The sequence below is a fragment of the Chelativorans sp. M5D2P16 genome (genome assembly GCF_034427935.1).
GTDB lineage: Bacteria > Pseudomonadota > Alphaproteobacteria > Rhizobiales > Rhizobiaceae > Chelativorans.
This window is the reverse complement of the sequence record NZ_JAXQNM010000013.1, coordinates 1-25,666: the sequence shown is the minus strand read 5'-3', so window position 1 is coordinate 25,666 and position 25,666 is coordinate 1. Positions and strand designations below refer to the sequence as shown.

Genomic DNA, 25,666 nt, shown 5'->3' with positions numbered 1-25,666 from the left:
AGCACGATCACCGCCCCGACCAGCCCAAGGCTCCAACACGGGATGGATAGCCCATCGGATCAGCTTCCGGAGATGTGCGCCGGATAACCGGCGTTGGCGGAGGCGGCGGCGATGGCCTCGATTGTCGTCATGGAAGGATCGAACACCACGGTTGTCGTCTTGGCGTCGAAATTGACCTCGACCGATATGACGCCTGCAACGCTCTCCATCGCTTTTCGCACCGTGACGGGGCAGAGCGCACAGGTCATGCCCGGCACGTCGAAGGTCGCGACGTGCTCGGTCTCGGCCGCGTGTGCGACTGAAGCAGGGAACGGCGAAGGGACAGGCGCGATGAAGGACATGGCGGACACCGCCAGCGCAAGGAATCCGGTCGCAATGGCGCGTGTTGGTTTCATGCCGATCTTCTCCTCAGTAGAAAAACGGTGCCCACCAGTTGGTGGTCAGCACCAGGATGACCAGCGCGGTCGAAAGCCATAGGGCGGACTTGGTGATGAGAGCGGATTCGGGACGGGCGCAGCAGGAGCCGTCCTTGCAGGCTGGTTTGGCCCGGAAATAGACCTGCCGAAAGCCGAGCCCAATGGAGACGAGCGCCACGCCGGTGAAGATCGGTGTGTAAAGCTCGAGCGCGGCCAAATTGCCGATCCAGGCACCCGAAATGCCGAGCGTCAGCAGTACGAGCGGCGCGATGCAGCACGTCGAGGCGAGGACCGCACCGATGACGCCTCCGGCGGCGAACCAACTCCTTTTGCGATCTGACAACTGCGTTGGCGCATCGAGTATCGCCTTCTCCGTTTCTATATCACTCATGTGGTTCGCCCTCGATTCTCACTCGAAAGCAGGCTACGGTCTGTAGCTCCTACAGACTCAAGGGAAATTTCGAGCTATGACCGATCACGTTTCCGGGAAGCGATTGCAGCGGGCCGAATTGGCCCGGCGCACAGGCTGCAATCTGGAGACTATCCGCTATTACGAGAAAACGGGCATGATGCCCGACCCGCCGCGCACGGCATCGGGCTACAGGATCTATGATGAGACCCATGTCTCGCGGCTGCGCTTCATCCTGCGCGCCCGCGAACTCGGCTTTTCCATCGGCCAGATCCGCGGGCTGCTCGATCTCGTTGACGGTGGCACCCAGACCTGCGCCGAGGTGAAGGAACGGACCGAGAGTCATCTTGCCGAGGTGCGTACCAAGATCGCTGACCTCAAGCAGATCGAGAAAGTGCTGGCGGCGACCGCCGCGCAATGTTCCGGCGAGGATGTGCCGGAATGTCCGGTGCTGGAGGCGTTGGCGTCGTGATGGCGGCGCTCGCAATCGATACCGGCGCGGCGCTGGCGGAAATTGCCCGCCAGGATCCACAGGCCGTAGCGAAATTCGTCTGAGTTGCGTTGTTCTGGATGATGTCGGTCTTTCCCGGGGGAGCTCCCGCCCGGGCCTGCGGTCCAGGCGGGGTGGGTCTCCGGCGTCCTACTGGTCTGGCGCTGCCTTCATGTGTTCTGTCATGTCGGCCATCATCCTGGTGCACTGCTCCATCATCGGTCCCATCTGGGCCATCATCTTCATCATGCCCATCATGCCGTTCATATCGCCCATGCCGGACATTCCATCCTGACCCATCGTGCCGTTCATGCCGCCGTCTCCCATCATGGAACCCTGTCCGCTCGGGGTTTCCGGCTCCTGGGCATGAAGGGTCGTAGCGGCAGCGAAGCCGATGATCAGCATGGCGGCTATCGCGAGTGCTTTGATCGGATTACGCATCGGTTGCTCTCCTTGTCTGGGTGGTTGGGGGGTGGAAATGCGGGGATGAAGCCGTCACACGCGCGGCCATGTGTTTCCTGTGTCGTCCGGCAACCCAGGCCAGCACGATGGCAAGGCGGTGGCGACGGTCAGTGGGAGGAAGGCCAGGACACTACGGCCGCGCATTCCGGCGGTACATTGTTTCACAACGGCGCTCATGACCCATCCTCGTCGTCGGCCGTCACTCGCGCCTGTATTTCCCGTTGGCGCTCGGGCCAGGTGCTCTTGATAAAAGCGAGCACCGCGGCGATCTCATCGTCGCTCAAGATGTCTGCGAAGGCCGGCATGTCGCTCTCATAGCCCGGGACGACGCCGCCGACGCCGAGCTTGGTGATGGCGAACAGGTCCCGATCCGAGTGATGCCAGGTGTGGCCGCTTTCGTCATGCGGCGGCGCGGGCATGCGGCCATTCTCCAGCCTGCGCTTCCAATCCGGCTGACCCTCGAGATCGGCGCCGTGGCAGGAGGCGCAGCTTTGCGCATAGACCTCCTGGCCGAGGGCGATCTGCTCGCCCGTCACGGGCTGGCCAAGAAATGTCAGGCCATCAGGAGGCACCTGGTTTCCCGCGCCCCCTGCCTGTGCTGCGACCGTGGTGAGCACCACCAGGCCGGCAACTGCCATGAGCAATCGCTTTGCATTCATGCCGCGATGGCCTCACTCATCGGAATAGACGGAAACACCGCCGTCGCCGAAGGCATAGGTCTTCAGCGTGCCGGTTTTCGCCGGCGCCATACCCGGCGCATTGGCCGGCATCCCCGGCAACGTGATCCCGGTGATGTCCGGGCGTTCGCTGACCAGCCTCTCGATGATCTCGACCGGCACGAGCCCGCTCACGACATAGCCGTCGATCTTGGCCAGGTGGCATCCAATTCCCCTCTCGGGAACACCCATCTCGACCGAGCGCTTGTCGAAATCACGGTCGTCGACGCGCGTCACGGAAAAGCCGTTCGCCTCCAGATAGTCGGCATAGGCATCGCAGCATCCGCAGCCAGGATCGCGCCAGATGGTGATCGCTTTTGCTTCTGCTGCGTTCTGGCTCGTTTCTTGTGGGTCCTGGGCCGCGGTCAACGCGGTAAAGGCCACACCACCGGTAGCGGCCAAGACGGCAACGGTTGCGATGACAATGATCTTTTTCATGATGTTCTCCATTAAAGGTCCGCAAGCGCGGTCCAGGTCATACCGCCATTACGACTTTGGATGAGACCGTCCTCAGTGAGGGCGGCGACGTGATCGGCGTTTTTCGGGGAGACGGCGACCGCTTCGGCGCGGGATGTTGAGCGTTGTACCCAGACAACGCCGGCACCCTCGGAAACCCAGACACTCGAAGGCAAGGCGGCATAGAGCTTGGTCGGAAGCGATGCCGCGCTCACCAAGGCGAGGATCGGCTCTCCAGCCGGCAGCGGTTTTTCGGGTGAGGGCGCTGCCCCGGATATCAATGCGTCCATCGCATCTCCAGGCTGCACGTCCTGCCAGCGGCAGAGACAGTCGGGAACGCGGGTCAGGCCCATCTCGGTTCCGGCATAGATCCAGATGCCGCCCATGCCCGTGGCCAGGTCGACCGAGGCCAGTGCAGTCAGGTCGCGCTCGGCGCCTTCCAGCCACGGCCGGTCCATTGCCAAAATCCAGGACCGGCCGGCATCCTCGCTCTTCCACAGACCGTCGCCATGAACGGCCGCATACAAGGTGTCGAGGCTTAAAGCCGCCATCGTGACAGCCGTAACCGGAGCGTCGGGCAAACCCCGGTGCCCCACCTCCCAGCTCTGCCCGCCGTCTTCAGACAGTGCGACGCCCCCGCTCTTGAGCCCCGCCGCAATTCGACCGGCGCGATCCTTGTGCGTCGCGAGCGAGAGAATATTGCCGCCCGTCGGACCTCGCAGCGGTGTCAGAGCTCCACCGCCGTCGCGGCGGGACAGCGTATCGTGAGCCACGATCAACCCATCGCCGTCGAAGGCCATTGCGGAACTGGTTATGCCGAGACCCGATGCGGCGCGAAGTCTCGAAGGCAGGCTGATCAGCCCGGCCCCCGCGGCGACTGCGCCGAGGAAGGCGCGTCTGGAAAGCCGTGTGGAGCATCTGGACGTGATTGCCTTGTCGGTATCGTTCATGTTCAACGGGCCTCACAACGTTCCGTGACAAGGTTCGTCAGCGCCGAAAGGCTTGGGAAGATCACCGAGAATCGGTCGCCGCCCATGCCGGCCCCAAGGATCACGGCGGTTCCGGCCGGCGGACCGGTTTCGACGCTGTCGATCTTGAGCCGGATGTTCTTCTCCCAGTAGGCTGTTTCCCGGCCGTCCCCGGTGGTGATGAAATAGCTGTCGCCGCAGTGGCGAATTGCCGTGACATGTATTTCCGGCTGCGGATCGCCGATCGGTTCCGGCGCTCCGGCGCGCAGCCAGGCGGCGGGGATAAGACCTTCGCCGACGACTTTCTTGCCGCCGCCCGGCTGACCGGCGATTTCGAGGAAGGCGACGAGGTCGGCGCGTGCCTGGGGGTCATCGATCCCACGGAATGTCATGTAGGTGTCAGGGATCATGCCCGCCGGGTCTTTCAGCCAGCCGTCGAGCGCGTCCGCGTTCCAGGAAAAGCCCGCCTCCTTCAATCCCGTCGAATAGCGCACGAACCCCTCGGCCGTACCCGCCATGCGCCCCATGAACCCGTCGAGGCTCGGACCGCTAAGATGCAGGTCAGGCTCAAGCGCGTGACAAGCGACGCAGGCGCGATAAACCTGTGCGCCGCGTCTCGCGTCCCCTTCGGCAGGAGCGCCCGAACTGAACGTCAGAAGGATCAGTGCGGCGCCGAGGAGCGTGCCGGAAGCGTTCCGAAGTTTTGAGACGGGGAGTACCACCCGGGCCGCCAATGCCACGGCGGATGTGGGAAAGGCTCGACGCGTCGGCGTCGGCGGATACAAGACCATGATGTTTCAACCATCCTGAAGGGCGTTCGAGCCGCAGCGCGCGGGTAGCGCGATGCGAGGCAGGATCATGGGCGGCCAGACTGACAGCGCATGACATCAGACGCCGCTAGCCGGAACGGAGTCCGGGCAGCGTCAGCTCAGGATGATGGATCGTGGAGGGTAAGGATCTGGCAGACCGGTACGCCCGGTTACGCTGCGCGGAACCGTGCTTTCGGCAGTCGTCTCGGCCGCAGGCATTCCGGGCGGGCCGGATGGCACAAGGGCCAGAATGGGAGAAACGCAGACATCGTCGCACGCTTGCATGTCGTCACTGCCGTCAGGGCAATCCTGGCAGTCGCCCATGTCGCCGCTGTCGACGGCGGCAAGCGCCATCTTCACGCTCATGCTGGCGGCATTCGCGGCATGTACAGCCGATCCCGCTGCGAAAACGGCGAGCACCAGGATCGTTAGAACGCGGACATACCTTTCCATCTCGTAGTAAATACCCTGAACCCTGTGCCCTGTCGATATAGTTCTGTCGTTGCCATGACCAGAAACGGATCGACTGATCGCCATACTTCAAACGTTCCAAGAGGTCCGAGCGCCGATCACGGCGACGAATTTGGCCGGACGCCTCAACGTCAGCGAACGCACGATTGACCGGGATTAAGACGCTGGTCCGCCGTGATGGGTGCCACGGGCAAAGTATGGCGAAGGTCCGAAACGATACACGGCTCTTCAGGCTGCCGAGACTTTTCCCAGGCATTGAATCGCAAGGTTGATCTCGAGGTCGCGTGGGGGGAGGTATTCCGAGACATGGGCTTATCGCAACCCGATACGAAAAGACGGCGAGAAACTCGCCGTCTTCATCTTCGCACGTTCATGCATCTGGATGCGTTCTTATGGGCCCCCAACCTGGGCCGCGGACTCGCGCCACCCGACGGTCGCCCGCAGCGGCGTCGCTTCCGAGGACTCGACGAGGTCGACCATGGCCACGGCGAAGTCCGCATAGGATATCTGCGAAACGCCCTCGGCATTGGTGACGAGCGTATCTGTCCCCCACGCATAGGCGCCGGTGCGCGGCCCGTCGATCAGCATCGCGGGCGGCAGGAGGTGGCTCCAGCGCGCGCCGGTGATGGTGTCGAGCAGGGCTTGTTGCGCAGCGCAGGCCTCGGCGATGGGCCGCACGGCGTCAGGCAGAAATCCCGGCGCTGTCAGCACGGTATGTCCGCCGCCATCGGGAAGCTTGAGCGTGGCAGCCCCGCCCGTCACGAAAACCGGCACGCCGCTGGCCGCGGCGCCGTCGACCACCGCCCGCGTCAGGTCGACGAGCTGCGACTCCCGGCCCTGGGGCGGACGCAGCGCCGAGATCGCTGCGTGGTGTCCGGCGATCAGTCCGGCGGCTTTTTCAGGAGCGGCGAGAAGGTCGGCATCAACCCTCGCGATATTTTCCATGTCGGTGAGCGGTGCCGTCTCGCGGGCCACGGCGGTCACGCTATGGCCGCGTGCCAGCGCCTCGTTTACGACCGTGCGTCCGACGTCGCCGGTTGCGCCGAATATGATGAGTTTCATGCTGTTGCTCCTTCGGGATTTTCGGTTGCAGTGGCGCGCCGCCCGGCCCGCTGGCCGAACCACACGCTCAAAAGGACGATTGCCGCGCCAAGCCCTTGGAGGGGTGTCAGCGCCTGGCCGAGCACGAGCCAGCCGAGAACGACGGCGCTCAAAGGGCTGAGAAAGCTGAAGGCCGTGACGGTCGGCGGCCCGAGCCGCGCAATGCCGCGGAACCAGACGACATAAGCCAGCGCACCGCCGATCAGCCCGAGCCAGACGAGGCCCGCGAGATTGACGGCGTTGGGCATGGGGAAGCCGGGTTCGAGCAGGAGCGCGACCGGCAAGAGCAGCAATCCCCCGGCGGTCAATTGCCAGCCCGTGAAGGTCAATGGAGAAACCGGCGGCTGCCACCTGCGGGCGAGCACATTGCCCGTCGCCATGGAGAGTGCCGCGCCGAGCGCTGCGGCGATACCGATGGGATCGGGCGATGCTTCGGGTCCAAGCACCAGCAGCCCGACGCCGGCAATCCCGGCGAGCGCCGCAGCCACGCCGAGGGGCTGGACCGCCGCGCCCAGAAAGGCACGCGAGAGCATCAGTACCATCAAGGGCTGGATCGCGGTCAGTGTCGCCGCGAGCCCGCCCGGCAAGCGGTACGCGGCGACAAAGAGCAGTGTCAAAAAAATCGAGATGTTGAGGGCGCCCAGCAGCAGCACTTTTGGCACCCACTCGAGTGGCGGCAGCCGCCGCGCGATCAAAAGCAGAAGCAGCCCCGCAGGCAGCCCGCGGAGCATGGCGACGGTTATGGGAAAGCCTTCGGGCAGCATTTCGGTGGTGACGATGTAGGTGGTGCCCCAGACGGCCGGGACCATCGCCGTGGCCAAGAGATCGAGAGAGCGGATCATGCGAATCTCCATTACCTTGACATCAAGATAGTTAGAATGAATCTTGACGTCAAGATAATAATCCGCAATGATCACGGTTATGGATCAAGTCGACCGTATTCTCGCGCAATGGCGGGCCGAGCGCCCGGACCTCGATGTCGGGCCGATGGGAACGCTCGGACGGATGAGCCGGCTTGTCCGGCATTTGAGGGAGGGGATGGATCGGGTCTTTGCCGCGCATGGCCTGAACCGTGCGTCCTTCGACGTCCTCGCGACGCTGAGGCGGTCCGGTCCGCCCTTCGCGCTCAGCCCATCGGAACTGATCGAGTGGACGATGGTGACCTCGGGCACCATGACCAACCGCATCGACAGGCTTGAAGCCGCCGGGCTCGTCGAGCGCTGGCGCAACCCCGACGACAAGCGCGGTTTTCTCATCGGGCTCACGGACAAGGGGCATGCGCTGATCGAAGAGGCGGTCACCGAGCACGTCGCCAATCAGCGCCGCCTCACCGCCGCGCTCAGCGACGACGAGCGCGCGGCGCTCGACGCGCTCGTCGCCAAATGGCTTGCGGCGTTTGAGACGGACTAACCTTCCCTAGATGCTGTCAGGTTTCCCGATCCGATCTGCGGCGGCATCTCTCCGAGCATGCGGAAAGCACGCCAGGCGGGAACATGTGCGTTTGCTCAAGACGCATCCCGTGATCTGCATAAGGAACTCACCGAATGCGACTATCGCTGCAAGAAGCCGGGTTCTCGGACGTGGGCGTGTGCCTGGAAAGACTGATGACGCGACGCCTTGTTCTTCTGCACGACTTAAGCGCTGCTCCGCCATTTGAGCAGCGTTTTACCGGGGAATGGTGAGCTGGGACGAGACCGGCGCTAAGAACCTGATCTGAAGTCTAAGGTGAGTGATATCAGCGGGTTAACTTGACGGCTGTAAAGGTCGCTGATTCAGGGCAGGATTTAACCTGCGACCATCAGGTTTGAGGGTGGCGCACCCGACAGGATTCGAACCTGTGACCTCTGCCTTCGGAGCTGGTCTAAGGGCCTATCCGAATTGCACGATAGGGCACGCCAGAGCACGATAACAACCTGAAATACGTTGATTTTCAGGATCCTGTCTCCGAAGTCCCTATCCGAGAATGCGCCCGAATTTGCCGCCAAGTGCTTACGTGGTGCTTACGCGAGAATCGGGCCCGGCTGGGACTGGGACCATGGCAAAGATCACCAAACGGGTTGTCGATACGGCCGAAATAGGCAGCAAGGACTACGTCATCTGGGACGATGAACTCCCGGGATATGGTCTTCGCGTCTTCGCATCCGGAAAGCGGAGCTACGTGATCCAGTATCGTTCACGAGGGCGGTCGCGTCGTTATCCTTCCCGAAGCAGACCTCCCGCTTCCGGCCCCCAATGAGACGGAAATCGCTTTCCGTTTTGAGCGCGACCGGATCATCTGCTCGACGTCGTCGATGGTGTAAAGCGGAACGTCCGTTTTTGGACAAGTGTTCTGGGATGCTGTCGCCCGTCGAGTTCGAACGGCAACTGGAAATGTAATCCGAGGGCGTCCAAGAAACTCTGGGCTATTCACTAATCGTTGCTGGATGACACTTCAGTGGCAGGTCAGTGCAGCCAAGCTCTCCTCAAAGCGAACAAAGATGAATTACTGACTTATTTGTCCCCCCGTTGTGAGCGAATTTGGTCATCGGTGAATAAAGACCAAACGGCGAAGAACAGGGCAGCAATCAGTGGGCCGATGACAAACCCGTTCATTCCAATAATCGAGATCCCGCCGAGGGTGGAGATGAGGACTACGTAGTCGGGCAGGCGCGTACCCTTTCCAACCAGTGGTGGCCGTAACAAGTTGTCGATCATGCTGATGATCAACACGCCCACCGCAAGCAGAATGGCACCCTTCAGATACTGACCCGATATCAGCAGATAGGCTGCGACAGGTCCCCAGACTAGAAAGGCACCTATGGCCGGCAGAAGCGACAACACCGCCATGAGAACACCCCAGAGAAGCGCGGCCTCAATCCCGAGCATCCAGAACGCGATGCCTCCGATAGCTCCTTGGATAATCGCGATAATCACGTTTCCCCTGACGGTTGCCTTCACGACCTCACTGAACTTTCCCAGTATGTGATTGGTATGATGGTCGCTGAGCGGACTGGCTTTGCGGATCGTGGCCGCCAACCTAGGGCCGTCCCGAAACAGGAAGAAGAGCAGATAAAGCATTACACCGAGGCTAATGAAAAGCTGAGCTGTTCCCTGCCCAATGGACACTACTCTTGTGGCGATAGCTTGGGCGGCCTCGCCCAGGAATGAGGTCAGCCGAGTTTGAATCTCCTCAAAACTGCCGAGATTGAATACTGCGAGCCCATCCACAATGAAGGAGGGCAAAGCGCTATGAAAATTCTCCAGTATTAGGGCGAGATCCAACTCTCGCGTACTGATGCGATTATAGAGGCTGGTCGCCTCCTGGGCGAGCGACGCGAGGATCAGCGAGCCAGGGATGACCACAATGCAAATGCAGGCCAACAGAGTTAGCATAGCGGCAAGGTTTCGCCGACCACCAAGTCGTCTCTCGAGACTGCGATGCAGCGGATTGAACAGCAGCGCGAGAATTACAGCCCATAGCACTGCCCCGTAAAATGGCAGGAGCAACCAGACGAAAGCTGCAGTCACGAAGACCACTACAGTAGCAAAACTGATTCCCTGCACAGTCGGCGTCAAAATCAGATATCCCTTCCTGCGACCTAGGCCCAGTAATCCTTATCATGCCTACAACAGGCGCTGTCGTACACTCTGGAATGTAGAGGCCTCTCACGTGAAGGACGCGTGGCGGCGATGTCTGGAGAAAGTCCCACTTTTACCGTGCCGGGTTCGTTCCTCGGCGACTTTCGTACGCCTCCGGCACCCGAAACTCTTCACGCGAAACGACCGCTTGTTGCTAACTCCATCCTGATAGCGGACGGGCAGCTTTCGGCCCCCAAGGTGCTTAGCTCGAGCGCGTTACACTGCCCGTCAATGCAATTAAGGCCATGCCTGCCAAAACGAGAGTCGCGCAGAGGAACAATCCATCAAACCCAAGGCCTAAGATCATTGGCGTGCTGAGTAACGGCGAGCAGAACTGTCCAGTGAAGACCGATGCCGTCAGAACGCTGCCTGCAAGGCCTCGTCGCTGCGGTGGCGCGAGATTGAGCGTTATTGCGACGAAACTGGGCGAGACCACCGCATAACCAGCCCCGATCAACGCAGCGCCGGCGAAGCTCAGCAACGTGGCCTGCGGCAGAATCAGCAGTAGGAAACCAGCAGCCATGGCGGCATATCCCAAGGCGAAGACACGGGCATAGCCGATGGCGCGCTGAATTCGAGAGTAGAGCAGCGCGAGACACCCGCCGGTGAGCATCAGCACACTCAGGGTCAAGCCCGTCATTATGGCGCTGTCGTAGCCCCGGGCGTCGAAATAGAACGGCAGCTGCGTTGGCATGATGAAGAAGAACATGTTCGTCAGCGCCTGGAGAAAAACTAACCCGAAAAACAGTAAACGCCAGGCGGGCGGCTCTCCGGCGCCTACTGCCGGACGTTCTTCCCGATCTGACAAGACACGGTGCGGCTCGACAATCACTTTCCACATCAGCGGCAGCACCAGCAGCGCCAGCCCATAGACGGCAAAGGGGAAACGAGGCGAGATCGCCGCAACCCAGCCGGCCAGCAAGATGAACAGCAACCCGCCAAAGTTCCGCGCCGAGATCTGCAATCCGGTCAGCGCGCTTCTGGCCTCGCCGGCGAAATAGTCGCCGATCAACGCGGTCTGTGCTGTCATGATCAACGCAACAGCGACTCCAAGGATAATGCGGCTCATGAAAATCGTCGGAAGATCAGGCAGGAAAAGCCCGGCACTTCCGGCGACCACGAAAAGCATGACGCCGGCGAGCAGCAGGCGGCGCCGTCCGAACCGGTCGGCTGCCAAGCCTGCCAGCGGAGCCAGCAGGGCAATGCTCAACGACGGCGCCGGCACCAACAGGCGCGTCAGCATGGCCGCGTTGGGATCGCCCGCAAACAGGCGCTGCAGTCCGGGCAATGCCGGGCTGATTGCTGCATTCGCCATCACCGTCAATGTCGCTGCCATCAAAAGCGCGATCGCCCGGCTGTCCCGCCACACCGCCATTCCCCTCGTATCCACCACGCTCGCCATCGCCATTCCTCTTGCTGAAATCGTCATCTTGAGGGATGCTACGACTTCAAGCCAACTTGAGGTCAAGCATGAAAATGTTGGATATCGGCGAAGTCGCCGAGCGCACCGGTGTAAGGCCTTCGACCCTGCGGTATTACGAGGAAATCGGTCTCATCCGCTCCTTTGGTCGACATGGGCTTCGGCGGCAGTTCGACCCGGATGTGCTGTTGAGGCTGTCTCTCATCGCCCTGGGCAAAACAGCCGGCTTTTCGCTCGTTGAGATCGCAGCGATGTTCCGCCCGGATGGCCAAGTCGATCTTCCGCGCGCAGAGCTGCGTGCCAAAGCGGATGAGTTGCAGCGGCAGATGGTGGACCTGCGCTTATTGCGTGACGCGCTTCGTCATGTCGCCGACTGTCCGGCGCCGAGCCATCTGGAATGCCCGTCTTTCCGGAAGCTGATGAAGGCCGCAGCGCGCACCCGTAAGCTCTCGGGAACTGCCGGAAAAGCCCGCACCGAAACGAGTTCGAACTGACTTCTGCTACCCACCAGGAACGTCAGCCGCCCCGTATCAGGGCTGTGGCTTAAGACCGGATCCGGGCAGTGACTCAAACAGGACGACGGTCCGAACTGGGTCAGCTTGCGCAGCGTGTAAAGGGGCCGGATATCCGCAAAGGATCGTCAGCGGATTGGCCGCTATCCGGTGGTTTCGTCCTGATTGCGGACGGTCAGTTTCCGGCCCCCATCGCGACCGTGCACGTGAATAGAGGGCGAGGCGCAATTCGCTGCGTGGCACAGCGAAATCAATGGGCCTCATCCGGCGGTCACCTGCGTGCTTTGCGGGACGTCCGATCCGGATCCACATGAGCGACAATCTCGGGGCGATGCGCGGCCCCTTGCCGGACGAGGCGATGCGCCGGCGGATGGTGCGCCACATGGAAACAATCCCTGGCTTCGACGCCATTGGCACCATGCCCTGGTATCCAGGCAAGGATGCACTTTACCAAGGACAAATCCGGCAGGCACAGTCGCTCGCCCGCGCCAGGCTGGCGGACTGATCAGCAGCAATCTCCTGAACAGGTATCCTTCTGCCTTGAAGATCGCCTCGGTTGATCCATTCGCCGCCAGTTAGCCGACTGCAGATGGCGGCTGTCCCGGCGGTGAATCCGGGCTACCCTGCACCAATGCCGGTTACTGCTAAAGAGGTGGAGCTGACCATTCAGCGTCTCCTTCTGCTAAATACCTGCCTGAAAGCTGCCCGTCCGCTTTCACCACTTTGCGACGCCGGTGCGCAGGGGCAATTTACCTTGGCAAAAAAAGCAAAATAACTGATAGCGCCAGTATCTTACTCTTTTATTTTCAATGCGTTATGATGAGGACAGGAGCAAAAAAGCATGTCACTTAACAACAATGTTGTCGATTGCCACGATAAATTACCTTCTTGGACACTATCGTGCCCTTGAGACAACCTTACTTACCAAGTTTCCACGACCGCGCAATTGCGTTGATGCTTAGAGGAGAGGCCGAGACGGTAGAGCGTGACGTTCTGGCCGCGTGACGAAGGACAACCTCTCCTTTAGGACTTCGCCGGATCAGGCTAGCCGTGCTTTTGCTATGTCCGTCGCGGATACCCATTCATCGGGCGAGATTTCCGCGCAGGTATTGTCCGGGGAAATGGCTGAAAGCACGACATCGGGCCTTAGCGTTGCAAGTGCATCCAGGCTGGAGCGGTGCGCGGATTGTTTCGCGTCGTCCTCGAAAGTCGCGCTCGTCCAACTGCCGCGAGCGGGCCAGATCGTATCCCCTGTGAAGAGGTAGGTTCTGTCGTGGGGCGAGCGGTACAGATAGCAGGCACTGCCGACCGTGTGACCGGGCGTAGGAATCGCCTCAACACCCGCGTGAAGCATGTGACGATCCCAAAAGATTATGTCCGGCGCGACCCCGGAGTATTTCTCGACCGGCGCAGCATCACGTGCATGGACGACGATTTCTGCCCCGAAACGGCCCTTGATCTCCTTGAGAGAGGGTGACGCCTCATGCCAGTGGCCAAGGAGAACCTGGGTGATGCCGCCAAGGTCAGCGATGTGGTCGAAGTCGGCCTGCTCGTTGCTCTGGCCGATGGCTTCGCGCCCAGTGCAATAGAACAGGATATTTCCTGTTTCCTGCAACAGTAGGTAGGCGTTGGATGTCGAGTGCGGAAAGGCAGTCATCGGGTGCTCGGATGTTGTCTGCCAGAGATCGGGATAGAGCTCACGCATATCGTTTCTCCCATCGTGAAGTGATCTGTGGGTGTCGCTGTCGGCGCGAGATCGATCGCGCCGGCAGTTGCCTCGCTGATCCGAGTATCCGTTTCATGCGGTCTCAGGTCTGCGCGGGCAGCGCCCGCCAGGCGAGTGCGATCGCGGCAATCAAGACGGCAGCTACGGCGATCGCCACACTGCCCCAGCCATAGCTCGCCGCCAGTGCGCCGGCCGTGACCGGACCCGCCAGCATCCCGACATTGTTGCCCTGGATAGCGAATCCCATCGTCGCGCCGATCAAATCGGGCCGCGGTGCGAGCTTGGGCAAGCATCCCATCAACACCACCGGGACAAGCCCGGCCATGAAGGACAGGAGAACCGCGAAGCTGGCGACAAACGGCCAGGCCAGATCGACGGCCAGAACGCCAAAGCCGAAGAGCATCATGGCAAGGAACCCTGCTATCAGGACGTGAAGCGGGCGTCGCCCTGCAGAAAGGAGATGACCGGCAACGAGATTGCCAAACCCACTTGCCGCCACGGAGACAGCCGCAACCATGCTCGCGAGGTTCTGGCTTAGCCCGAAGCGTTCCGTAAGGAGTGTCGGCAAGAAACCGAAGATGGCGAAGAAGGCAGCTGAAAAGGCGGCGAACAGGAGGGCCAGAATCCAGGGGCCGGGCGCGACAGCGACACGCGCCAGTTGTTCCTTGATATTCTGGTCGTGCCCGGTCGCTGTTCTCGCAGGGGTCGAAGCAGCGAAGAATAGGCCATAGCCGAGCAGGATTGCCGCATTGAGCATCCAGAACCCGCGCCATTCGAGATAGGTGAACAAGGGTGCCGAAAGCATCACCACCGTCATGCCGACCGGCATAACGGTCGCCCAGACCGCGATCGCGCGATCCCGGAGACCCGGGGAGACTGTGGCGAAAATAATCGTGGGCGCCGCCACGAGCACTGAGACGAAGCCTAGCCCCTCGACGACACGCGACAGGATGAGCGGGCCGGCACCCCCGGCGACACCGCCGAGACCTGAGCCGAGCGCCTGCAAAAGAAGTCCGCCCACGACCATACGCTTGGCACCGATCCGGTCCACTGCCAATCCGATGGGTGCGCCGAAACCAGCACCGACTATGGCGAAGGCCGAAATGAGCCAGGACACCACGGCAAGGCTTAGACCGAGATCGCTCTGTATGGCGTTCAGCGCCATGGGCGCTTTTCCGACCTGAAAGGCGGAAACGGCGCCCGCGCCCGCGATGATGAGGACCATGGGCCAGCCTGCCGTTCTGTCTCGGCCGTCTTCAAGGCTATGTGCTACGGACATGGTGTTCGTCTCCGTCTAAGGTGGGTTGTACTGGCTGGAGAATTGCTTGGGCCGACATCATGCGGCGTCGAACGACTGCTGTTTCTCCGGAACGGCTGGCGCTTCGGTATAAGGCTCGGCGACGCGCGCGTTGCGCAGTGCGGTTGCCCACCATTTCAACTGGTGGAGCATCACGGCCGCCGCCCTTGCGCAGCCGCCGGGGCTGACGGGGCGTCCCTCATCATCGAACGCGTCCCACGGATTCTGGAAGCTGACCGTGTCCCGCATGGTCATGGCGTGCAGCTCCGCCATGACGCCGCGCAGGTGCTCGACCGCCCGCAGGCCGGCGGCAAACCCGCCATAGGAGACGAAGCCGACCGGTTTGGCTTGCCATTCCTGGTAGCCGAAATCGATGGCGTGCTTGAGAACCGCTGGAAAGCTGTGATTGTACTCGGGCACCACCATGACGAAGGCGTCCGCCGCCGCCAACCGCTCACAGAAGGACACTGCCTCGGTGCTTGGCGTTTCCGTTATAGCCGCAGGCAGGGCGACGTCTGCCAGATCGATGACATCCACCGAGAACTCGGCGTTCGACTGGACCTGCTGCGTGAACCACCGCGCGATTACCGGAGCAAAACGGCCTTCGCGATTGCTGCCGACGAGGATGGCGAGATGGATCGGCTTGTCTGACATGGTCTGTTCTCCCTTTGCATTGGTTGCTGGAAACGAGCGGAAGCATTCGCATCGCGACGTCGGTCCGATGCGTTTGGGGGCTTGATGTTCGTGGTTGTTCGAAGGCGATGCGCGTAGCGTGCGCGGTGCTAGGTCGGCGTCGGTATCTGCATGTGTCACGGCCCTTTCACTGGGATTGAGGCAAGATACATTTCCCAGTTAGATGAAATAGCGCAAAGATTCGGCTGTTATTATCGGATGGATAGATGAATTTGATCTCGTTGGAGCAGTGGCGCGCCCTGGTTGGCGTCGTCGATGCCGGAAGTTACGCCCTCGCCGCAGACGCGCTCGGCAAGAGCCAGTCCTCGGTCAGCTATGCCGTGGGACAAATCGAGGAGCGGACGGGCGTCGAACTCTTCCGAATCCAGGGGCGGAAGGCTGTCCTGACCGCCGAGGGAAAGGCGCTATATCTTCGCGCCAGGTACCTTCTGGCCGAGGCAGGGCGCATCGAGAAAGCCGCTGCCGAGATGGCCGTCGGTCATGAGGCCGAGTTGCGCCTGGCGGCGGACATCATGTTCCCACCGGCCATCCTCCTCGACGGTATCAAGAGTTTCGCCGCCGAGCGTCCGACGACTCGTCTCGAGGTCTATGAAACCGTCGTGGCCGGCTCCATGGAACTGCTTGAAGATGGGCAGGTCGATCTCGCAATCGCACCCGAAGTCCCGAACGGGCTCCTGGGCGAGCCGATCATGCGCGTCCAGTTCCTGCCGGTTGCCGCCCCGTCGCATCCCCTCCATCGCCTCGATCAGGTCTCGCTGAACGACCTTCGGGATCACCATCATCTCATCATTCGCGACAGCGGTGAGCGCCGGGTTGACCACGGCGCCTGGCAGGTCTCTCAGAACCGGATCATCTTTTCCCAGACGTCGACATCGATCGACGCTGCACGGCGCGGTTTGGGCTTCAGCTGGTATGCGGAAACGCTGATCGAGGCGGATATCAAGGCCGGCACATTAAAGGAACTGCCGATTGCGGAGCGTGCACGCAGGTCGGCCGAGCTTTTTCTTGTTTTCCGTGATGCGGTTGGCGCGAGCCCCGGTGTGCGTCTGCTGGCGGAGGTGCTGCGACGCACGGTGCGCGATGCCGATGACTAGAGTGCGTGGAATGTCCGGTATGTCCGCTTCTTGCCCGTTCCAGCAGACAAGATGAAAGGCAACTTCCACCCCTTGCCGCGAGCGGCCGCTTGCGCGGTGAATGACGCGATCGAGCCCCCTCCACGACATTATGGTGGTGCAGCAGGTCTGGCTCTGAGGCTACAGCGCCGGATACACTGGAAGGTTCATGCAACAGCCTCGTTCTGCGCCGCTGGAATTGGCGTCGGCGCTGGCCGATGGATCGCAATGCCAATCATAACCAGAGCAATGCCCAGAAGATCTTGTAGAGTTGGTATCTGAGCCAGCACGATTGCGGCAATGATTGTGGCCGTCGCGGGCAACAGCGCGAGAAGCAGCGCGAAAGAGGCCCGAGGGAGGCGTGACATCGCAAGCTGGTCGCAGACATAGGGGATCACGGAGGAACAAACGCCCACGCCGATCCCCGCCAGCACCACCAGCGGCATCCCGAATGCGCGGACGGCTTCCATGAAGCCGATGGGCATGAGGATCAGGAGGGCAATCGCCATCGCCGCGCCAAGGCGCTCCACGCCCCCGCTCGCACCGCCTTCAGAGGCCTTGTGGCCAAGAATAATGTAGCCCACGAACAGCGCAGCATTAAGCGTAGCCCAAAACAGCCCGAGCGGGTCTGACGACCATTTCACGTCGATCAGGACAAAGACGCCGATAACGGCGAGAACGAGTGCCACCACGTTCCGTTTTGTCCGCAGCCCCCAGAGCGCCACGCCGATCGTTCCAACAAACTCCATCGCGGCCACGAGGCTCATCGGCAGCTTGTCGAGTGCGAGATAAAAGGACGTGTTCATCACGGCGAGACAGACGCCCAGACCGATCAGAAGCCAGCGGGTTTTTGCATCTGCCTCACGGATCGTGCGCCAGGGTTTCGTGATAGGCGCGAACACCAAGGCTGCGGTCGCGATCCTGAACCAGGCGACACCCACCACGCCGACGACCGGAAACAGCAGAACCGCGAAGGACGGCCCGAGATAGTGGAAAATCGCGCTGACCCCGAACCAGGCATGGGGGGGCACGGCTTCGGCCGCGCGGTTGAGACCATTAGGAATGGCGACTTCAGATGACATGGCAAATCCCCTTTCATTTCTAAATTATGAAGGGTAAATTGCTGGCAATACATGGAATAACGCAGGTATATTTTGTATTATTCCTGCGCAAGAAAGGTGAATAGATATGAAGCGTCTTGGATATGAAAGTGGTCATCTGGACAGGATTGACGAGACGATTCTCACGACTCTGATGGAGAACGGCCGGACAACCACGGCAGAGCTTGCCCGCAAGGTGAAGCTGTCTTCGCCAAGCGTGGCCGAGCGCGTCAAACGGTTAGAAGAGGCAGGGATCATCACCGGCTACAGTGCGAACGTCTCCGCCGAAGCCGTCGGCCTTCCGATTGCCGTCTGGTTCCGTGTCCGACCCGTTCCCGGTGAAATGCAGCGTGTGGCGGAGATCATCCAGGGGATCCCCGAGATCACGCAATGCGACCGCGTGACCGGTGAAGATTGCTTTCTAGCACGCGCAAACCTCGCATCCATCGCAGATATGGAGCGGGTCATCGACCTGATTGTCCCCTATGCCATGACCAACACATCGATCATCCAGTCATCGCCGGTCCAACGGCGATTGCCTCCGTTGCCAATCGCTGAACAAGACTGATCGCAGTCGGGTACTTTCGGATATTCGCCCAACGGCAGAATTGTCCGCTTACTGCCCAATTCGGGCTCAGCAGCGTCAACGCGTACTTTCCACCCTGTCGCGACGTTGGCGCATCTGAGACTTTGACCCAACCGCGACGTTCCGGCCCACTCCGGTTTTCTTCTGAGCGCTCCATTTCACTTGTGAAATTGACAACTAGATTGCGGACTGAGCGTTCATCGCCAAGCCGATTGCCGAATGACGTGTTCGGGCCGGAAGCGGTCTGTCCGCTATTTGATCGAGTTTAGCAGATAATTGCCATTCCGCTGCCGACCCCCTAGTCGGTCATTCCCGTTCGTGCGGCCAACGCATATAACTGGACATAGGAAAGCAGCCGAAAGCACTCCATATGCTTATCATCGTCAGCGGATTGCCGGGTACGGGTAAGACGACCATCGGAAAGGCGTTGGCCGCCAAGCGGTCCGCCACCTACATTCGAGTCGACGAGATCGAACACACCCTCGTGCACAACGCGGACACAGGCTGCGATATCGGTCCCGCGGGATACCTTGTAGCCTTCGCCATTGCTTCCTCGAACCTCAAGCTAGGCAATCTTGTCATCGCCGATAGCGTCAATCCGGTGCCGGAAAGCCGACAGGGTTGGCGGGATGTAGCTCAAAAGGTTGGAGTAACCTTCCTTGAGGCCGAGATGATTTGCAGTGACGAGGACGAGCACAGGCGGCGTGTGGAAACACGGGCTGCAGATATAGCTGGGTTCGAGCTTCCGTCATGGGCGGCGGTGAAAGCCCGCGAATACGTCCCGTGGACCACCGACCGGTTGGTGGTTGATACTGCGCTTCTATCTGCTAGCGATGCCGTTGACGCGATCGAAGCACGCTTAAACGCTATAATTAGAAGCAGCGCTTCCGAGCTGTAGCAGGCCGTCCGCTTTCCACCAGATTGAGCCATTGGGGAACTGCGATCAGCAGTTTGGCGGCAACCGACCTCAAGTCCGTCGTTCAAAATGCACGCTGCTGCGCCGGAAGGCACACATTGCTCGCCGTGTTCATGGCGCTGCTGTTCCCAGCGCTGCGGCTAGTACGTCGGCTAGGCCGCGCCCGGCGCTGCCGTCCTCATCAAGGCGCGGATTGTAGATGGTGATCTCGAGGCCGACTGCCTTGCCGTTTGCCAAGGCAACCCGGAGCGCGGCTCTCAGCTCGTCCCACGACAACCCGCCCGGCACGCGGAAATCGACAGCCGGCATGATGACGTCGTCGAGGCAGTCGGCGTCGAGGTGGATGAAGAAACCGTCCAGTTCCTCTCGCGTCAGGTGGTCGACCGCTTCGCGCGCGGCGGCCTCGATGCCCGTCGCGCGCACGGCGGGAAGGTCAAGCGCCTTGAGCTCTTCGGGGAGCGGCTGGCTTCCGTACTCCTCCTGATCCTTGTGATCGCGATACGCGAAGGCGACAGCGTCTTCAGGGCGGACCAGAGGACCGCGACCTTCGATGTCGGTCAGGAGCGACGGGCCGTAGCCGGTGACGAAGGCAAGGTCCATCGAGGCGGCTTCACCATTGGGTTCCGCCGCGGGCTGGAAGAAATCGGCGTTGCCGTCGATGAAGAACAGGCCGTAGCGGCCGCGCCGTCGAAACGCGAGCATCGAGCCCAGCAAGATCGTGCAATCTCCGCCCAGCACCACCGGAAACTCGCCCGCGTCAAGCACCGCTTCCACCGCGTCGGCGAGCTTGGGCGACCACGCTGCAATCGCCCTGGCGTTCAGGGTGCCGGTCTCGGGATCGGGCGTAGGGTCCTTCGGAGGCACAGTCAGCCGCTCGACGCGGCGCGCATGGATGCGCTCCGCAAGACCGAGGTCCAGGAGCTGGTCGGGTAAGCGCTCCACACCGGCGGTCGCCAAGCCCAGCGTGGAAGGGGCTTCGAGAATTGCATAGGGGAGGGTCGGCATGGGCGCCTCCGTCAGCGACTATTTTGCGGAGTAGGTCACTGCCTCGATTTTGAGACCGTCTGGATCGCGGATGAACGCCCCATAATAGTTGGCATCGTAATCCGGCCGCAGTCCCGGAGCGCCATCGTCGCTGCCCCCATGTTTCAATGTTGCTGCGTGAAATCGATTGACCATCGAACGGTCCTCGACGGCAAAGGCGATATGAGTGCCATTGCCCACGGTCGCAGGGTTTCCGTCAATCGGAACCTGAACGCTGAAGTGAAATGTGCCGCTGCCGTTACCCAGCCCACCTTCGTCTTCTGCCATTGGCAGTATGCCGACGATGGGCAAGACAGCGTCGTAGAAGCGCTTTGACCGTTCAACGTCATTTGTCCCAACCGAGACATGGTGGATCACAACGACCTCCCGTTCCGACCTTGTTCCGTAACGGCAGCTTCCGATCATTGTTCCCTCAAAGCCGACCGTCGTTTATCCACCCACGGTTGTCAGCTTCTCAACCGTTTCTCTTTCGGCCAATCAAGGCCAAGGAGAACTGAAATGGGTTACACTCGATATGATGCCGCAACGCGCGGTCGGGCGGCCTGGAATGCCGGAAAGACGGTTGGAACCAAGCGCCCTTTGACACAAAAGCAGATCTGAACAATCCGCTTCTTCCTGGATCGGGAAGGCCGGGTTCGAGACCGGGCTCTTTTCGATCTCGCGATCGACAGCAAGCTTCGCGGCTGCGATCTGGTCAAGATCAAGACTGGAGATCTGGTAACGGGACCGGAGATCCGAACGCGGGCGTCGGTCGTACAACAGAAGACCGGACGTCCTGTCCAATTCGAACTGACCAGTGACGTGCGTGCCAGCCTATTGTCGTGGTTGGAGCGGCGTGGAGGCACCGTCGATGACCATGTCTTTCCCAGCCGGGTCAATCATGAGCACCACATGAGCACGAGGCAGTATGCCCGACTGGTTGACGAATGGATCACTGCAATAGGTCTGCGGCCATCGGAGTATGGCACGCACTCCCTGCGAAGAACGAAAGCTGCCATGATCTACAAGGCGACCGGTAATTTGCGTGCCATCCAGATTCTGCTTGGGCACACCAAGATCGAGAACACGGTGCGGTATCTCGGTGTCGACATCGAGGACGCGTTGCTCCTGGCTGAACGAAACGAGATCTAACCGTGAAGCGGTCATCCCTCCACTGCGGGTGATCGCTTACCGCCGCAGATTCTCCGACCAAGGGATCCGATTTGGGTGGACAGCGGACTGTCTGCTTTTGGCCGGAACACGGTGAGAGTCGACGTTCACGGCAACCCATTCCTCGTTCAGGCGATGGCGCCTTCAAATTCCTCTGCCGCGGTGCCGGGCAATGCCGCGGCAGTCTCGCGCGCATAGCGTGCCGGCGACACGCCTACGTCGCGCGTGAACGCCACGCTGAAGGCGCTGGCAGAACGGTATCCGACCTGTCGGGCAATCTCGCCTACACTAGCTTCCCGCTTGCGCAAAAGGTCCTTGGCCAAAGCCAGCCGCCAAGCTTTCAGATACTCCATCGGCGCCATGCCCACCGCGCTCTGGAACCGCTCATGGAAACCTGATCGCGACAAAGCTGACTCCCGCGCCAGTTCGGCTACAGTCCAGCTGCGGTCGGGCTTTGTATGCATACCCCTTATCGCCACGGCCAGCCGCTCGTCCGACAAGCCGCGCAGCAATCCCGGGGAGTTGCCCAGTTGGGCTGTTGACCGCAGCGCCTCGATCAGCAGCACTTCAAGGAGATGCTGCAACACAACCTCCCGCCCCGGCTTGCTCCCCACAGCCTCCTCGCCCAGCAACTGCATCAGCATGGCCAAGCGATGCTCGCCACGCACGACCACCAGTTTGGGCAGCAGCGAGGACAGCAAAGTCGCATTGTCGGACTGGAAAATACAGTAACCGACCAGCGCCCGCATATCGATCGGACCATTGATGCTGCCGACGCGATATCCGCCTCCCGGCAGGATGACCGGATCGATCACCATGTCGATGTCTTTGCTGGGCACCTCACTCCACATCATGAAGTCCTGGGCCGATGGAATGAGGATGAAGTCGCCTGCATTGACGATGACCTCGCCGCTCTGGTGATCCCGGTAACGCAGGCTCCCCTCGAGCACGGCGACGTAATAGGGATTGGGCGACTGCGTCCGCCTCACTCGCCATGGTCCCGAGCCGGAGACACATTTGGAAAACGGCGCGCCCGGCTGCAGCAAACCGACAATCTGGGCAAGGGGATCAGCCATTCTGGACTCATTCGAAATTTCCCTGGACTTCTGGATATAGAACGTCCAATCGCCTATGACCATCTCCTGTTCGGTCAATCAAGAACAGGATCATGTCATGACTGAAAACTCACGCATCGCACTCGTGACCGGCGCCAACCAGGGCATCGGGCTACAGATCGCGACCGACCTCGCCGCCAGCGGGCTCACGGTGCTGCTCGCCTCGCGCAATCTCGACCGCGGCAAGGCAGCAGCTCAAACCGTCGACGGGGATGTTCATCCCATCCAGCTCGATGTCACCGATGAGGCTTCGATCCGCGCCGCCGTCGCGCAGGTCGAGCAGCAGTTCGGCCGCCTCGATATTCTCATCAACAATGCCGCCATTTCCCGGGCCAATGGTCAGGAAAGCGAAACCATGCACGATTATATCCAGCGCTCGCGCGCGACGCTGATTTCGGTCGACGAAGTGCGCACCATATGGGAAACCAATGTCTTCGGCGTTCTCGCCGTCACCCAGGCCTTCGTTCCCCTGCTGCGCAAATCGGAAGCCGCACGCATCGTCAACGTCTCGAGCGGCCTCGGCTCGCTCACCATCAATTCCACGCCCAATCCCTATCGGGCGACATTCAACCCCGGCTATGGCGCTTCCAAAACCGCGCTCAACGCCATTACGCTGGCTTTTGCCATCGATCTCGAATCCGAAGGTATAAAGGTCAATGCAGTGACACCGGGCTTCACCAGCACTGCGCTCAATAATTACGAAGGCACCGAGACCGTCCAGCAAGGGGCTGCCGAAGCCGTTCGTGTCGCCCTCAGCAGCGAAGGCCCAACGGGCACCTTCACGGGTTCGGTCAACGAAACCTACCCCTGGTAGTCGAACCAAGGCCCGCCGGCACAATGCCGGCGGGCCACGCCCTGATGCCTGCGTTCAACAGATGACGTGGTCGCACACTCTCTGTGAAGCCGCCCGGCAAATCAAGGGCCGCGAGGCGAGCGACCCAAATTGGTGGGAAACAGACCGGCCGCTTTTGATGGGTATGGCGTTGATGCAGACGTCTGGCGCGTCAGAAGGGCGCTCACTAAGAAGCGCCCTCAGAGGTGTTACCTCAGCGACCGGGGGAGTTCTTCCGATTGCCAAAGGCCCAGACCAAAGCCATCCGGGTCCAGAAAATCGGCGCTCCAGCCGCCGGGCGCTTCGCTGACCGGCGTGACAATGGTCACCCCCTTGGCCGCGAGATCAGCGATCACGTCGTCGATCCCGCCATCGGGCACGGTGAAGATAATGGCCGGCGTATTGCCGCGCACACCCTCCTGCTGAAAAAAGACCAGTTCCAGCCCGCCTTCGAGCGTGCCCTGCAGCCAGTAGGGCTCTGCTCCCTCCATGCGTTCGAGTTCGAGCCCGAAGGTCTCGTTGTAGAATGCTTCGGTGCGTGCAATGTCGCTGACATAATAGACCAAGCTGGCGCTTTTTGGCTTAAAGCTCATCGTGAGCCCTCCTGTTTGAGTTGCACCGCCTGTTGCCGCCGATCGGCATTTTGTGAGCGCCGCACCAAAAATATATGTCCATCCGGATCATGACTGGCAAAAACCCCGCCATGGCGCAGCAATGCGGGCAGCAGCGTATCGCGAACGCGGCCATAGGCGATATCCAGTCCAAGCCCCGGTAGATCCGAGGGGAGCGCAAGCCCGGCCTGTACCACCTTGCGTTTTAGCGCCACGATGCGCTGGCGTAGCGCGGTATCGGAAAGGCCCAGTAGGTATGCGATTTCACGTCGGTTGTGACCTGAAAGCGTGAGCGCCGCAACCGCCTTGAGTGATTTCGGCAGACCAGCGAGAAAGGTGGTGGTATCGCTTTGCTCAACTCTTTCGGCCAGTTCGGTCAGGAACAGCCACTGGCCCTCCCGCCGACGACGTCGACTTGCGCTACGGGCGATCATCCGTGCCTGATTGCGCACCGTGCCGGTTAGCCAACGCGCCGTTTCGGGTGCCTCAAATTCGGTGCGGCCGGTGAGGACCGCAGCTAATAACGCTTCCTGCACCACATCCTCAGCCACGCTGTTGTCGCGGCTCTCGCGACGGGCAATGGCGTGAAGCTGAGCGTAAAGGGTTGAGCGCACCGGGCTAAAACTCGTCAAACTATGGGAAGGCAATTACACTTAGTGCACTATGATCGCGCATCATAGCGCATTGTGCCAGAACGGCCATTTGTGGGTGGAGAGCGGCTAGGCAGCTCTTGGAGGCCGAACCGGCTAAGCGGACGCGTGTGCTTCAAGCCAGCAGCTGGAAGCATCGTGCGCGACATCGTCTATGGCTATAAGGCGATCAGCACCTTCTTCCGCATAGCAAAGTCGGAGGGGATCATCCCGGCTCTCGAAAGTTCTCACGCGCTGGCGTTCGCGATCAAGTTGGCAGAGCGCAGCCCTTCCTCGGAAAGCATTTTGATGAACCTGTCCGGCCGAGGCGACAAAGATGTCGAATTCGTTCTAAAGCACTATCGGGACGAGTACGATTCTGAGAGATAGACCAGCCGCAAAGTTCACATTTAGACAGTGGCGACGCCGTGCACTCAAGCGCCTGTCCGGCGATGAGATAGAAATCGCTCGCTACCATACAGGCAAGTCGGCATCGTATGCGGCGACGCCGCCAGACGCGAATTCCAGCCATTTCCATCTCAGTTGCGCTGAACGGAGTCGCTTGTGCCACCCCATTTGCACGCATCGATCCTCTCCTGAATTTCTTCGGTCCGACACCCACCGCGCTTCCGCCTCACTCTGCCTTCGATACGAGGCGAGATGGAAGAGCTATGCCTCCAATTCCGGCTCGACCCGCAATGGCGCTCGATGCCGGGGTCGGTAAAGGTGGCTAGCCATATTGCGGCGGATGCGGGGAGCATGTCGCCGCGCCCTTCGCTGCGCGCGCATTCCGCGATCATTTCCTCGTGATCCGAAAACGAAAAGTGACGAGCGCTGAAGCGCAGGGCGGAGACAGGAACTTGGCCGATATCTTCAAAAAGAATCCTGAGCAGTCGCAGCGAGCCAAGCTGGATGGCGACGCGCGGAGGATTGTGATCGCCGCGATGCGTAGCGACGAACGCCCGATCAGTGTAAGAGGTGAAGATGAGGGCAGTGCGGCGATTTTGC

General features: G+C 60.9%; 34 protein-coding genes and 1 pseudogene. 13 read left to right on the top strand and 22 right to left on the bottom strand.

All coding sequences use genetic code 11. From position 1 onward, the window contains the following. Window positions 1–59 precede the first annotated feature (59 nt). Window positions 60–395 (bottom strand): heavy-metal-associated domain-containing protein, encoded by a 336-nt coding sequence (locus tag SIN08_RS07410; RefSeq protein ID WP_322450940.1) that lies wholly within the window; start codon window positions 393–395, stop codon window positions 60–62. Between the two features lie 13 nt (window positions 396–408). After that, window positions 409–807 (bottom strand): mercuric transporter MerT family protein, encoded by a 399-nt coding sequence (locus SIN08_RS07405; protein ID WP_322450939.1) that lies wholly within the window; start codon window positions 805–807, stop codon window positions 409–411. A 76-nt stretch (window positions 808–883) separates the two neighbouring features. On the opposite strand from SIN08_RS07405, the gene SIN08_RS07400 reads away from it, so the two are divergent. Beyond that, window positions 884–1,297, top strand: coding sequence for a MerR family transcriptional regulator (locus SIN08_RS07400; RefSeq protein ID WP_322450938.1), 414 nt, complete (start codon window positions 884–886; stop codon window positions 1,295–1,297). Window positions 1,298–1,465: 168 nt separating this feature from the next. Here the strand turns inward: SIN08_RS07400 and SIN08_RS07395 are convergent, their stop codons facing one another. The 6 genes from SIN08_RS07395 to SIN08_RS07370 all read right to left on the bottom strand — a co-directional run bounded on the left by SIN08_RS07395 (window position 1,466) and on the right by SIN08_RS07370 (window position 5,263). Next, the gene (locus SIN08_RS07395) at window positions 1,466–1,756 is read right to left on the bottom strand and encodes a hypothetical protein (RefSeq protein ID WP_322450937.1); all 291 of its coding nucleotides are present in this window, start codon (window positions 1,754–1,756) and stop codon (window positions 1,466–1,468) included. 194 nt (window positions 1,757–1,950) lie between these two features. Then, window positions 1,951–2,415, bottom strand: coding sequence for a cytochrome c (locus SIN08_RS07390; protein ID WP_322450936.1), 465 nt, complete (start codon window positions 2,413–2,415; stop codon window positions 1,951–1,953). Window positions 2,416–2,448: 33 nt separating this feature from the next. Then, entirely contained in the window at window positions 2,449–2,931 is a 483-nt protein-coding gene (locus SIN08_RS07385; protein ID WP_322450935.1) for a DUF411 domain-containing protein, read from the bottom strand. 11 nt (window positions 2,932–2,942) lie between these two features. Beyond that, window positions 2,943–3,899 carry a hypothetical protein gene (locus SIN08_RS07380; protein ID WP_322450934.1) on the bottom strand — a complete coding sequence of 319 codons (957 nt, stop codon included), beginning with the start codon at window positions 3,897–3,899 and terminating at the stop codon, window positions 2,943–2,945. Window positions 3,900–3,901: 2 nt separating this feature from the next. Next, entirely contained in the window at window positions 3,902–4,708 is an 807-nt protein-coding gene (locus SIN08_RS07375) for a c-type cytochrome (protein WP_322450933.1), read from the bottom strand. A gap of 132 nt (window positions 4,709–4,840) precedes the next feature. Beyond that, window positions 4,841–5,263 carry a hypothetical protein gene (locus SIN08_RS07370; RefSeq protein ID WP_322450932.1) on the bottom strand — a complete coding sequence of 141 codons (423 nt, stop codon included), beginning with the start codon at window positions 5,261–5,263 and terminating at the stop codon, window positions 4,841–4,843. Here SIN08_RS07370 and SIN08_RS23620 point away from each other — a divergent pair. Beyond that, a complete protein-coding gene (locus SIN08_RS23620; RefSeq protein WP_416208040.1) occupies window positions 5,253–5,357 on the top strand; it encodes an HTH domain-containing protein in 105 nt (34 codons plus the stop codon). The genes SIN08_RS07370 and SIN08_RS23620 overlap by 11 nt on opposite strands. Window positions 5,358–5,587: 230 nt before the next feature. Here SIN08_RS23620 and SIN08_RS07365 read toward each other — a convergent pair whose 3' ends face one another. Then, window positions 5,588–6,259, bottom strand: coding sequence for an NAD(P)-dependent oxidoreductase (locus SIN08_RS07365; RefSeq protein ID WP_322450931.1), 672 nt, complete (start codon window positions 6,257–6,259; stop codon window positions 5,588–5,590). After that, complete coding sequence (locus SIN08_RS07360; RefSeq protein WP_322450930.1) at window positions 6,256–7,140, bottom strand: EamA family transporter; 885 nt, start codon at window positions 7,138–7,140, stop codon at window positions 6,256–6,258. Before SIN08_RS07360 ends, SIN08_RS07365 begins: the two co-directional genes overlap by 4 nt. 67 nt (window positions 7,141–7,207) lie before the next feature. Between SIN08_RS07360 and SIN08_RS07355 the strand changes: the two genes are divergently transcribed. Together SIN08_RS07355 and SIN08_RS07350 are read left to right on the top strand one after the other, a co-directional pair. After that, a complete protein-coding gene (locus SIN08_RS07355; RefSeq protein WP_322450929.1) occupies window positions 7,208–7,708 on the top strand; it encodes a MarR family transcriptional regulator in 501 nt (166 codons plus the stop codon). A gap of 625 nt (window positions 7,709–8,333) precedes the next feature. Continuing rightward, window positions 8,334–8,495, top strand: a pseudogene (locus SIN08_RS07350) (integrase); the annotation flags it as partial. Between the two features lie 293 nt (window positions 8,496–8,788). Here the strand turns inward: SIN08_RS07350 and SIN08_RS07345 are convergent. Further along, window positions 8,789–9,853, bottom strand: a complete 1,065-nt coding sequence (locus tag SIN08_RS07345; RefSeq protein ID WP_322450928.1) for an AI-2E family transporter — start codon at window positions 9,851–9,853, stop codon at window positions 8,789–8,791. Between the two features lie 265 nt (window positions 9,854–10,118). Next, entirely contained in the window at window positions 10,119–11,318 is a 1,200-nt protein-coding gene (locus SIN08_RS07340) for an MFS transporter (RefSeq protein ID WP_322450927.1), read from the bottom strand. A gap of 68 nt (window positions 11,319–11,386) precedes the next feature. On the opposite strand from SIN08_RS07340, the gene SIN08_RS07335 reads away from it, so the two are divergent. The 3 genes from SIN08_RS07335 to SIN08_RS07325 all read left to right on the top strand — a co-directional run bounded on the left by SIN08_RS07335 (window position 11,387) and on the right by SIN08_RS07325 (window position 12,623). Next, window positions 11,387–11,830, top strand: a complete 444-nt coding sequence (locus SIN08_RS07335) for a helix-turn-helix domain-containing protein (protein WP_322451262.1) — start codon at window positions 11,387–11,389, stop codon at window positions 11,828–11,830. 328 nt (window positions 11,831–12,158) lie between these two features. Next, the gene (locus SIN08_RS07330) at window positions 12,159–12,353 is read left to right on the top strand and encodes a hypothetical protein (protein WP_416208028.1); all 195 of its coding nucleotides are present in this window, start codon (window positions 12,159–12,161) and stop codon (window positions 12,351–12,353) included. A gap of 84 nt (window positions 12,354–12,437) precedes the next feature. Continuing rightward, complete coding sequence (locus tag SIN08_RS07325; RefSeq protein ID WP_322450926.1) at window positions 12,438–12,623, top strand: hypothetical protein; 186 nt, start codon at window positions 12,438–12,440, stop codon at window positions 12,621–12,623. Window positions 12,624–12,887: 264 nt separating this feature from the next. On the opposite strand, the gene SIN08_RS07320 is transcribed toward SIN08_RS07325, so the two are convergent. From SIN08_RS07320 to SIN08_RS07310, 3 genes are all read right to left on the bottom strand, one after another. After that, window positions 12,888–13,553 carry an MBL fold metallo-hydrolase gene (locus SIN08_RS07320; RefSeq protein ID WP_322450925.1) on the bottom strand — a complete coding sequence of 222 codons (666 nt, stop codon included), beginning with the start codon at window positions 13,551–13,553 and terminating at the stop codon, window positions 12,888–12,890. Window positions 13,554–13,656: 103 nt separating this feature from the next. After that, complete coding sequence (locus tag SIN08_RS07315) at window positions 13,657–14,799, bottom strand: MFS transporter (RefSeq protein WP_322450924.1); 1,143 nt, start codon at window positions 14,797–14,799, stop codon at window positions 13,657–13,659. Between the two features lie 111 nt (window positions 14,800–14,910). After that, window positions 14,911–15,525, bottom strand: a complete 615-nt coding sequence (locus SIN08_RS07310) for an NAD(P)H-dependent oxidoreductase (protein WP_322450923.1) — start codon at window positions 15,523–15,525, stop codon at window positions 14,911–14,913. Window positions 15,526–15,770: 245 nt separating this feature from the next. On the opposite strand from SIN08_RS07310, the gene SIN08_RS07305 reads away from it, so the two are divergent. Further along, window positions 15,771–16,658 carry a LysR family transcriptional regulator gene (locus tag SIN08_RS07305; RefSeq protein WP_322450922.1) on the top strand — a complete coding sequence of 296 codons (888 nt, stop codon included), beginning with the start codon at window positions 15,771–15,773 and terminating at the stop codon, window positions 16,656–16,658. Window positions 16,659–16,843: 185 nt separating this feature from the next. Here the strand turns inward: SIN08_RS07305 and SIN08_RS07300 are convergent, their stop codons facing one another. Beyond that, window positions 16,844–17,758 carry an EamA family transporter gene (locus tag SIN08_RS07300; protein WP_322450921.1) on the bottom strand — a complete coding sequence of 305 codons (915 nt, stop codon included), beginning with the start codon at window positions 17,756–17,758 and terminating at the stop codon, window positions 16,844–16,846. A 106-nt stretch (window positions 17,759–17,864) separates the two neighbouring features. Between SIN08_RS07300 and SIN08_RS07295 the strand changes: the two genes are divergently transcribed. Continuing rightward, a complete protein-coding gene (locus tag SIN08_RS07295; RefSeq protein ID WP_322450920.1) occupies window positions 17,865–18,344 on the top strand; it encodes an Lrp/AsnC family transcriptional regulator in 480 nt (159 codons plus the stop codon). Between the two features lie 388 nt (window positions 18,345–18,732). Further along, on the top strand, window positions 18,733–19,260 hold the full coding sequence (locus SIN08_RS07290) for an AAA family ATPase (RefSeq protein WP_322450919.1): 528 nt from the start codon (window positions 18,733–18,735) through the stop codon (window positions 19,258–19,260). Between the two features lie 129 nt (window positions 19,261–19,389). Here SIN08_RS07290 and SIN08_RS07285 read toward each other — a convergent pair whose 3' ends face one another. Both SIN08_RS07285 and SIN08_RS07280 read right to left on the bottom strand, forming a co-directional pair. Next, window positions 19,390–20,283, bottom strand: coding sequence for an arginase family protein (locus SIN08_RS07285; protein ID WP_322450918.1), 894 nt, complete (start codon window positions 20,281–20,283; stop codon window positions 19,390–19,392). An 18-nt stretch (window positions 20,284–20,301) separates the two neighbouring features. Further along, window positions 20,302–20,679 (bottom strand): VOC family protein, encoded by a 378-nt coding sequence (locus SIN08_RS07280; RefSeq protein ID WP_322450917.1) that lies wholly within the window; start codon window positions 20,677–20,679, stop codon window positions 20,302–20,304. A 246-nt stretch (window positions 20,680–20,925) separates the two neighbouring features. On the opposite strand from SIN08_RS07280, the gene SIN08_RS07275 reads away from it, so the two are divergent. Further along, window positions 20,926–21,453 carry a tyrosine-type recombinase/integrase gene (locus SIN08_RS07275; protein WP_322451261.1) on the top strand — a complete coding sequence of 176 codons (528 nt, stop codon included), beginning with the start codon at window positions 20,926–20,928 and terminating at the stop codon, window positions 21,451–21,453. Between the two features lie 146 nt (window positions 21,454–21,599). On the opposite strand, the gene SIN08_RS07270 is transcribed toward SIN08_RS07275, so the two are convergent. Continuing rightward, the gene (locus SIN08_RS07270; RefSeq protein ID WP_322450916.1) at window positions 21,600–22,625 is read right to left on the bottom strand and encodes an AraC family transcriptional regulator; all 1,026 of its coding nucleotides are present in this window, start codon (window positions 22,623–22,625) and stop codon (window positions 21,600–21,602) included. 19 nt (window positions 22,626–22,644) lie between these two features. On the opposite strand from SIN08_RS07270, the gene SIN08_RS07265 reads away from it, so the two are divergent. Next, window positions 22,645–23,400, top strand: coding sequence for an SDR family NAD(P)-dependent oxidoreductase (locus tag SIN08_RS07265; RefSeq protein ID WP_322450915.1), 756 nt, complete (start codon window positions 22,645–22,647; stop codon window positions 23,398–23,400). A 227-nt stretch (window positions 23,401–23,627) separates the two neighbouring features. Here SIN08_RS07265 and SIN08_RS07260 read toward each other — a convergent pair whose 3' ends face one another. Beyond that, complete coding sequence (locus SIN08_RS07260; RefSeq protein ID WP_322450914.1) at window positions 23,628–24,011, bottom strand: VOC family protein; 384 nt, start codon at window positions 24,009–24,011, stop codon at window positions 23,628–23,630. After that, window positions 24,008–24,643, bottom strand: a complete 636-nt coding sequence (locus SIN08_RS07255) for an RNA polymerase sigma factor (protein WP_322450913.1) — start codon at window positions 24,641–24,643, stop codon at window positions 24,008–24,010. The genes SIN08_RS07260 and SIN08_RS07255 overlap by 4 nt, the downstream gene beginning before the upstream one ends. A 174-nt stretch (window positions 24,644–24,817) precedes the next feature. Here SIN08_RS07255 and SIN08_RS07250 point away from each other — a divergent pair, with 174 nt between their 5' ends. Then, window positions 24,818–25,048: a hypothetical protein gene (locus SIN08_RS07250; RefSeq protein ID WP_416208044.1), complete on the top strand. Its 231-nt coding sequence runs from the start codon at window positions 24,818–24,820 to the stop codon at window positions 25,046–25,048. Between the two features lie 149 nt (window positions 25,049–25,197). Here the strand turns inward: SIN08_RS07250 and SIN08_RS23615 are convergent, their stop codons facing one another. Continuing rightward, the gene (locus SIN08_RS23615) at window positions 25,198–25,644 is read right to left on the bottom strand and encodes a DUF4158 domain-containing protein (protein ID WP_416208039.1); all 447 of its coding nucleotides are present in this window, start codon (window positions 25,642–25,644) and stop codon (window positions 25,198–25,200) included. Between the last annotated feature and the right edge of the window lie 22 nt (window positions 25,645–25,666).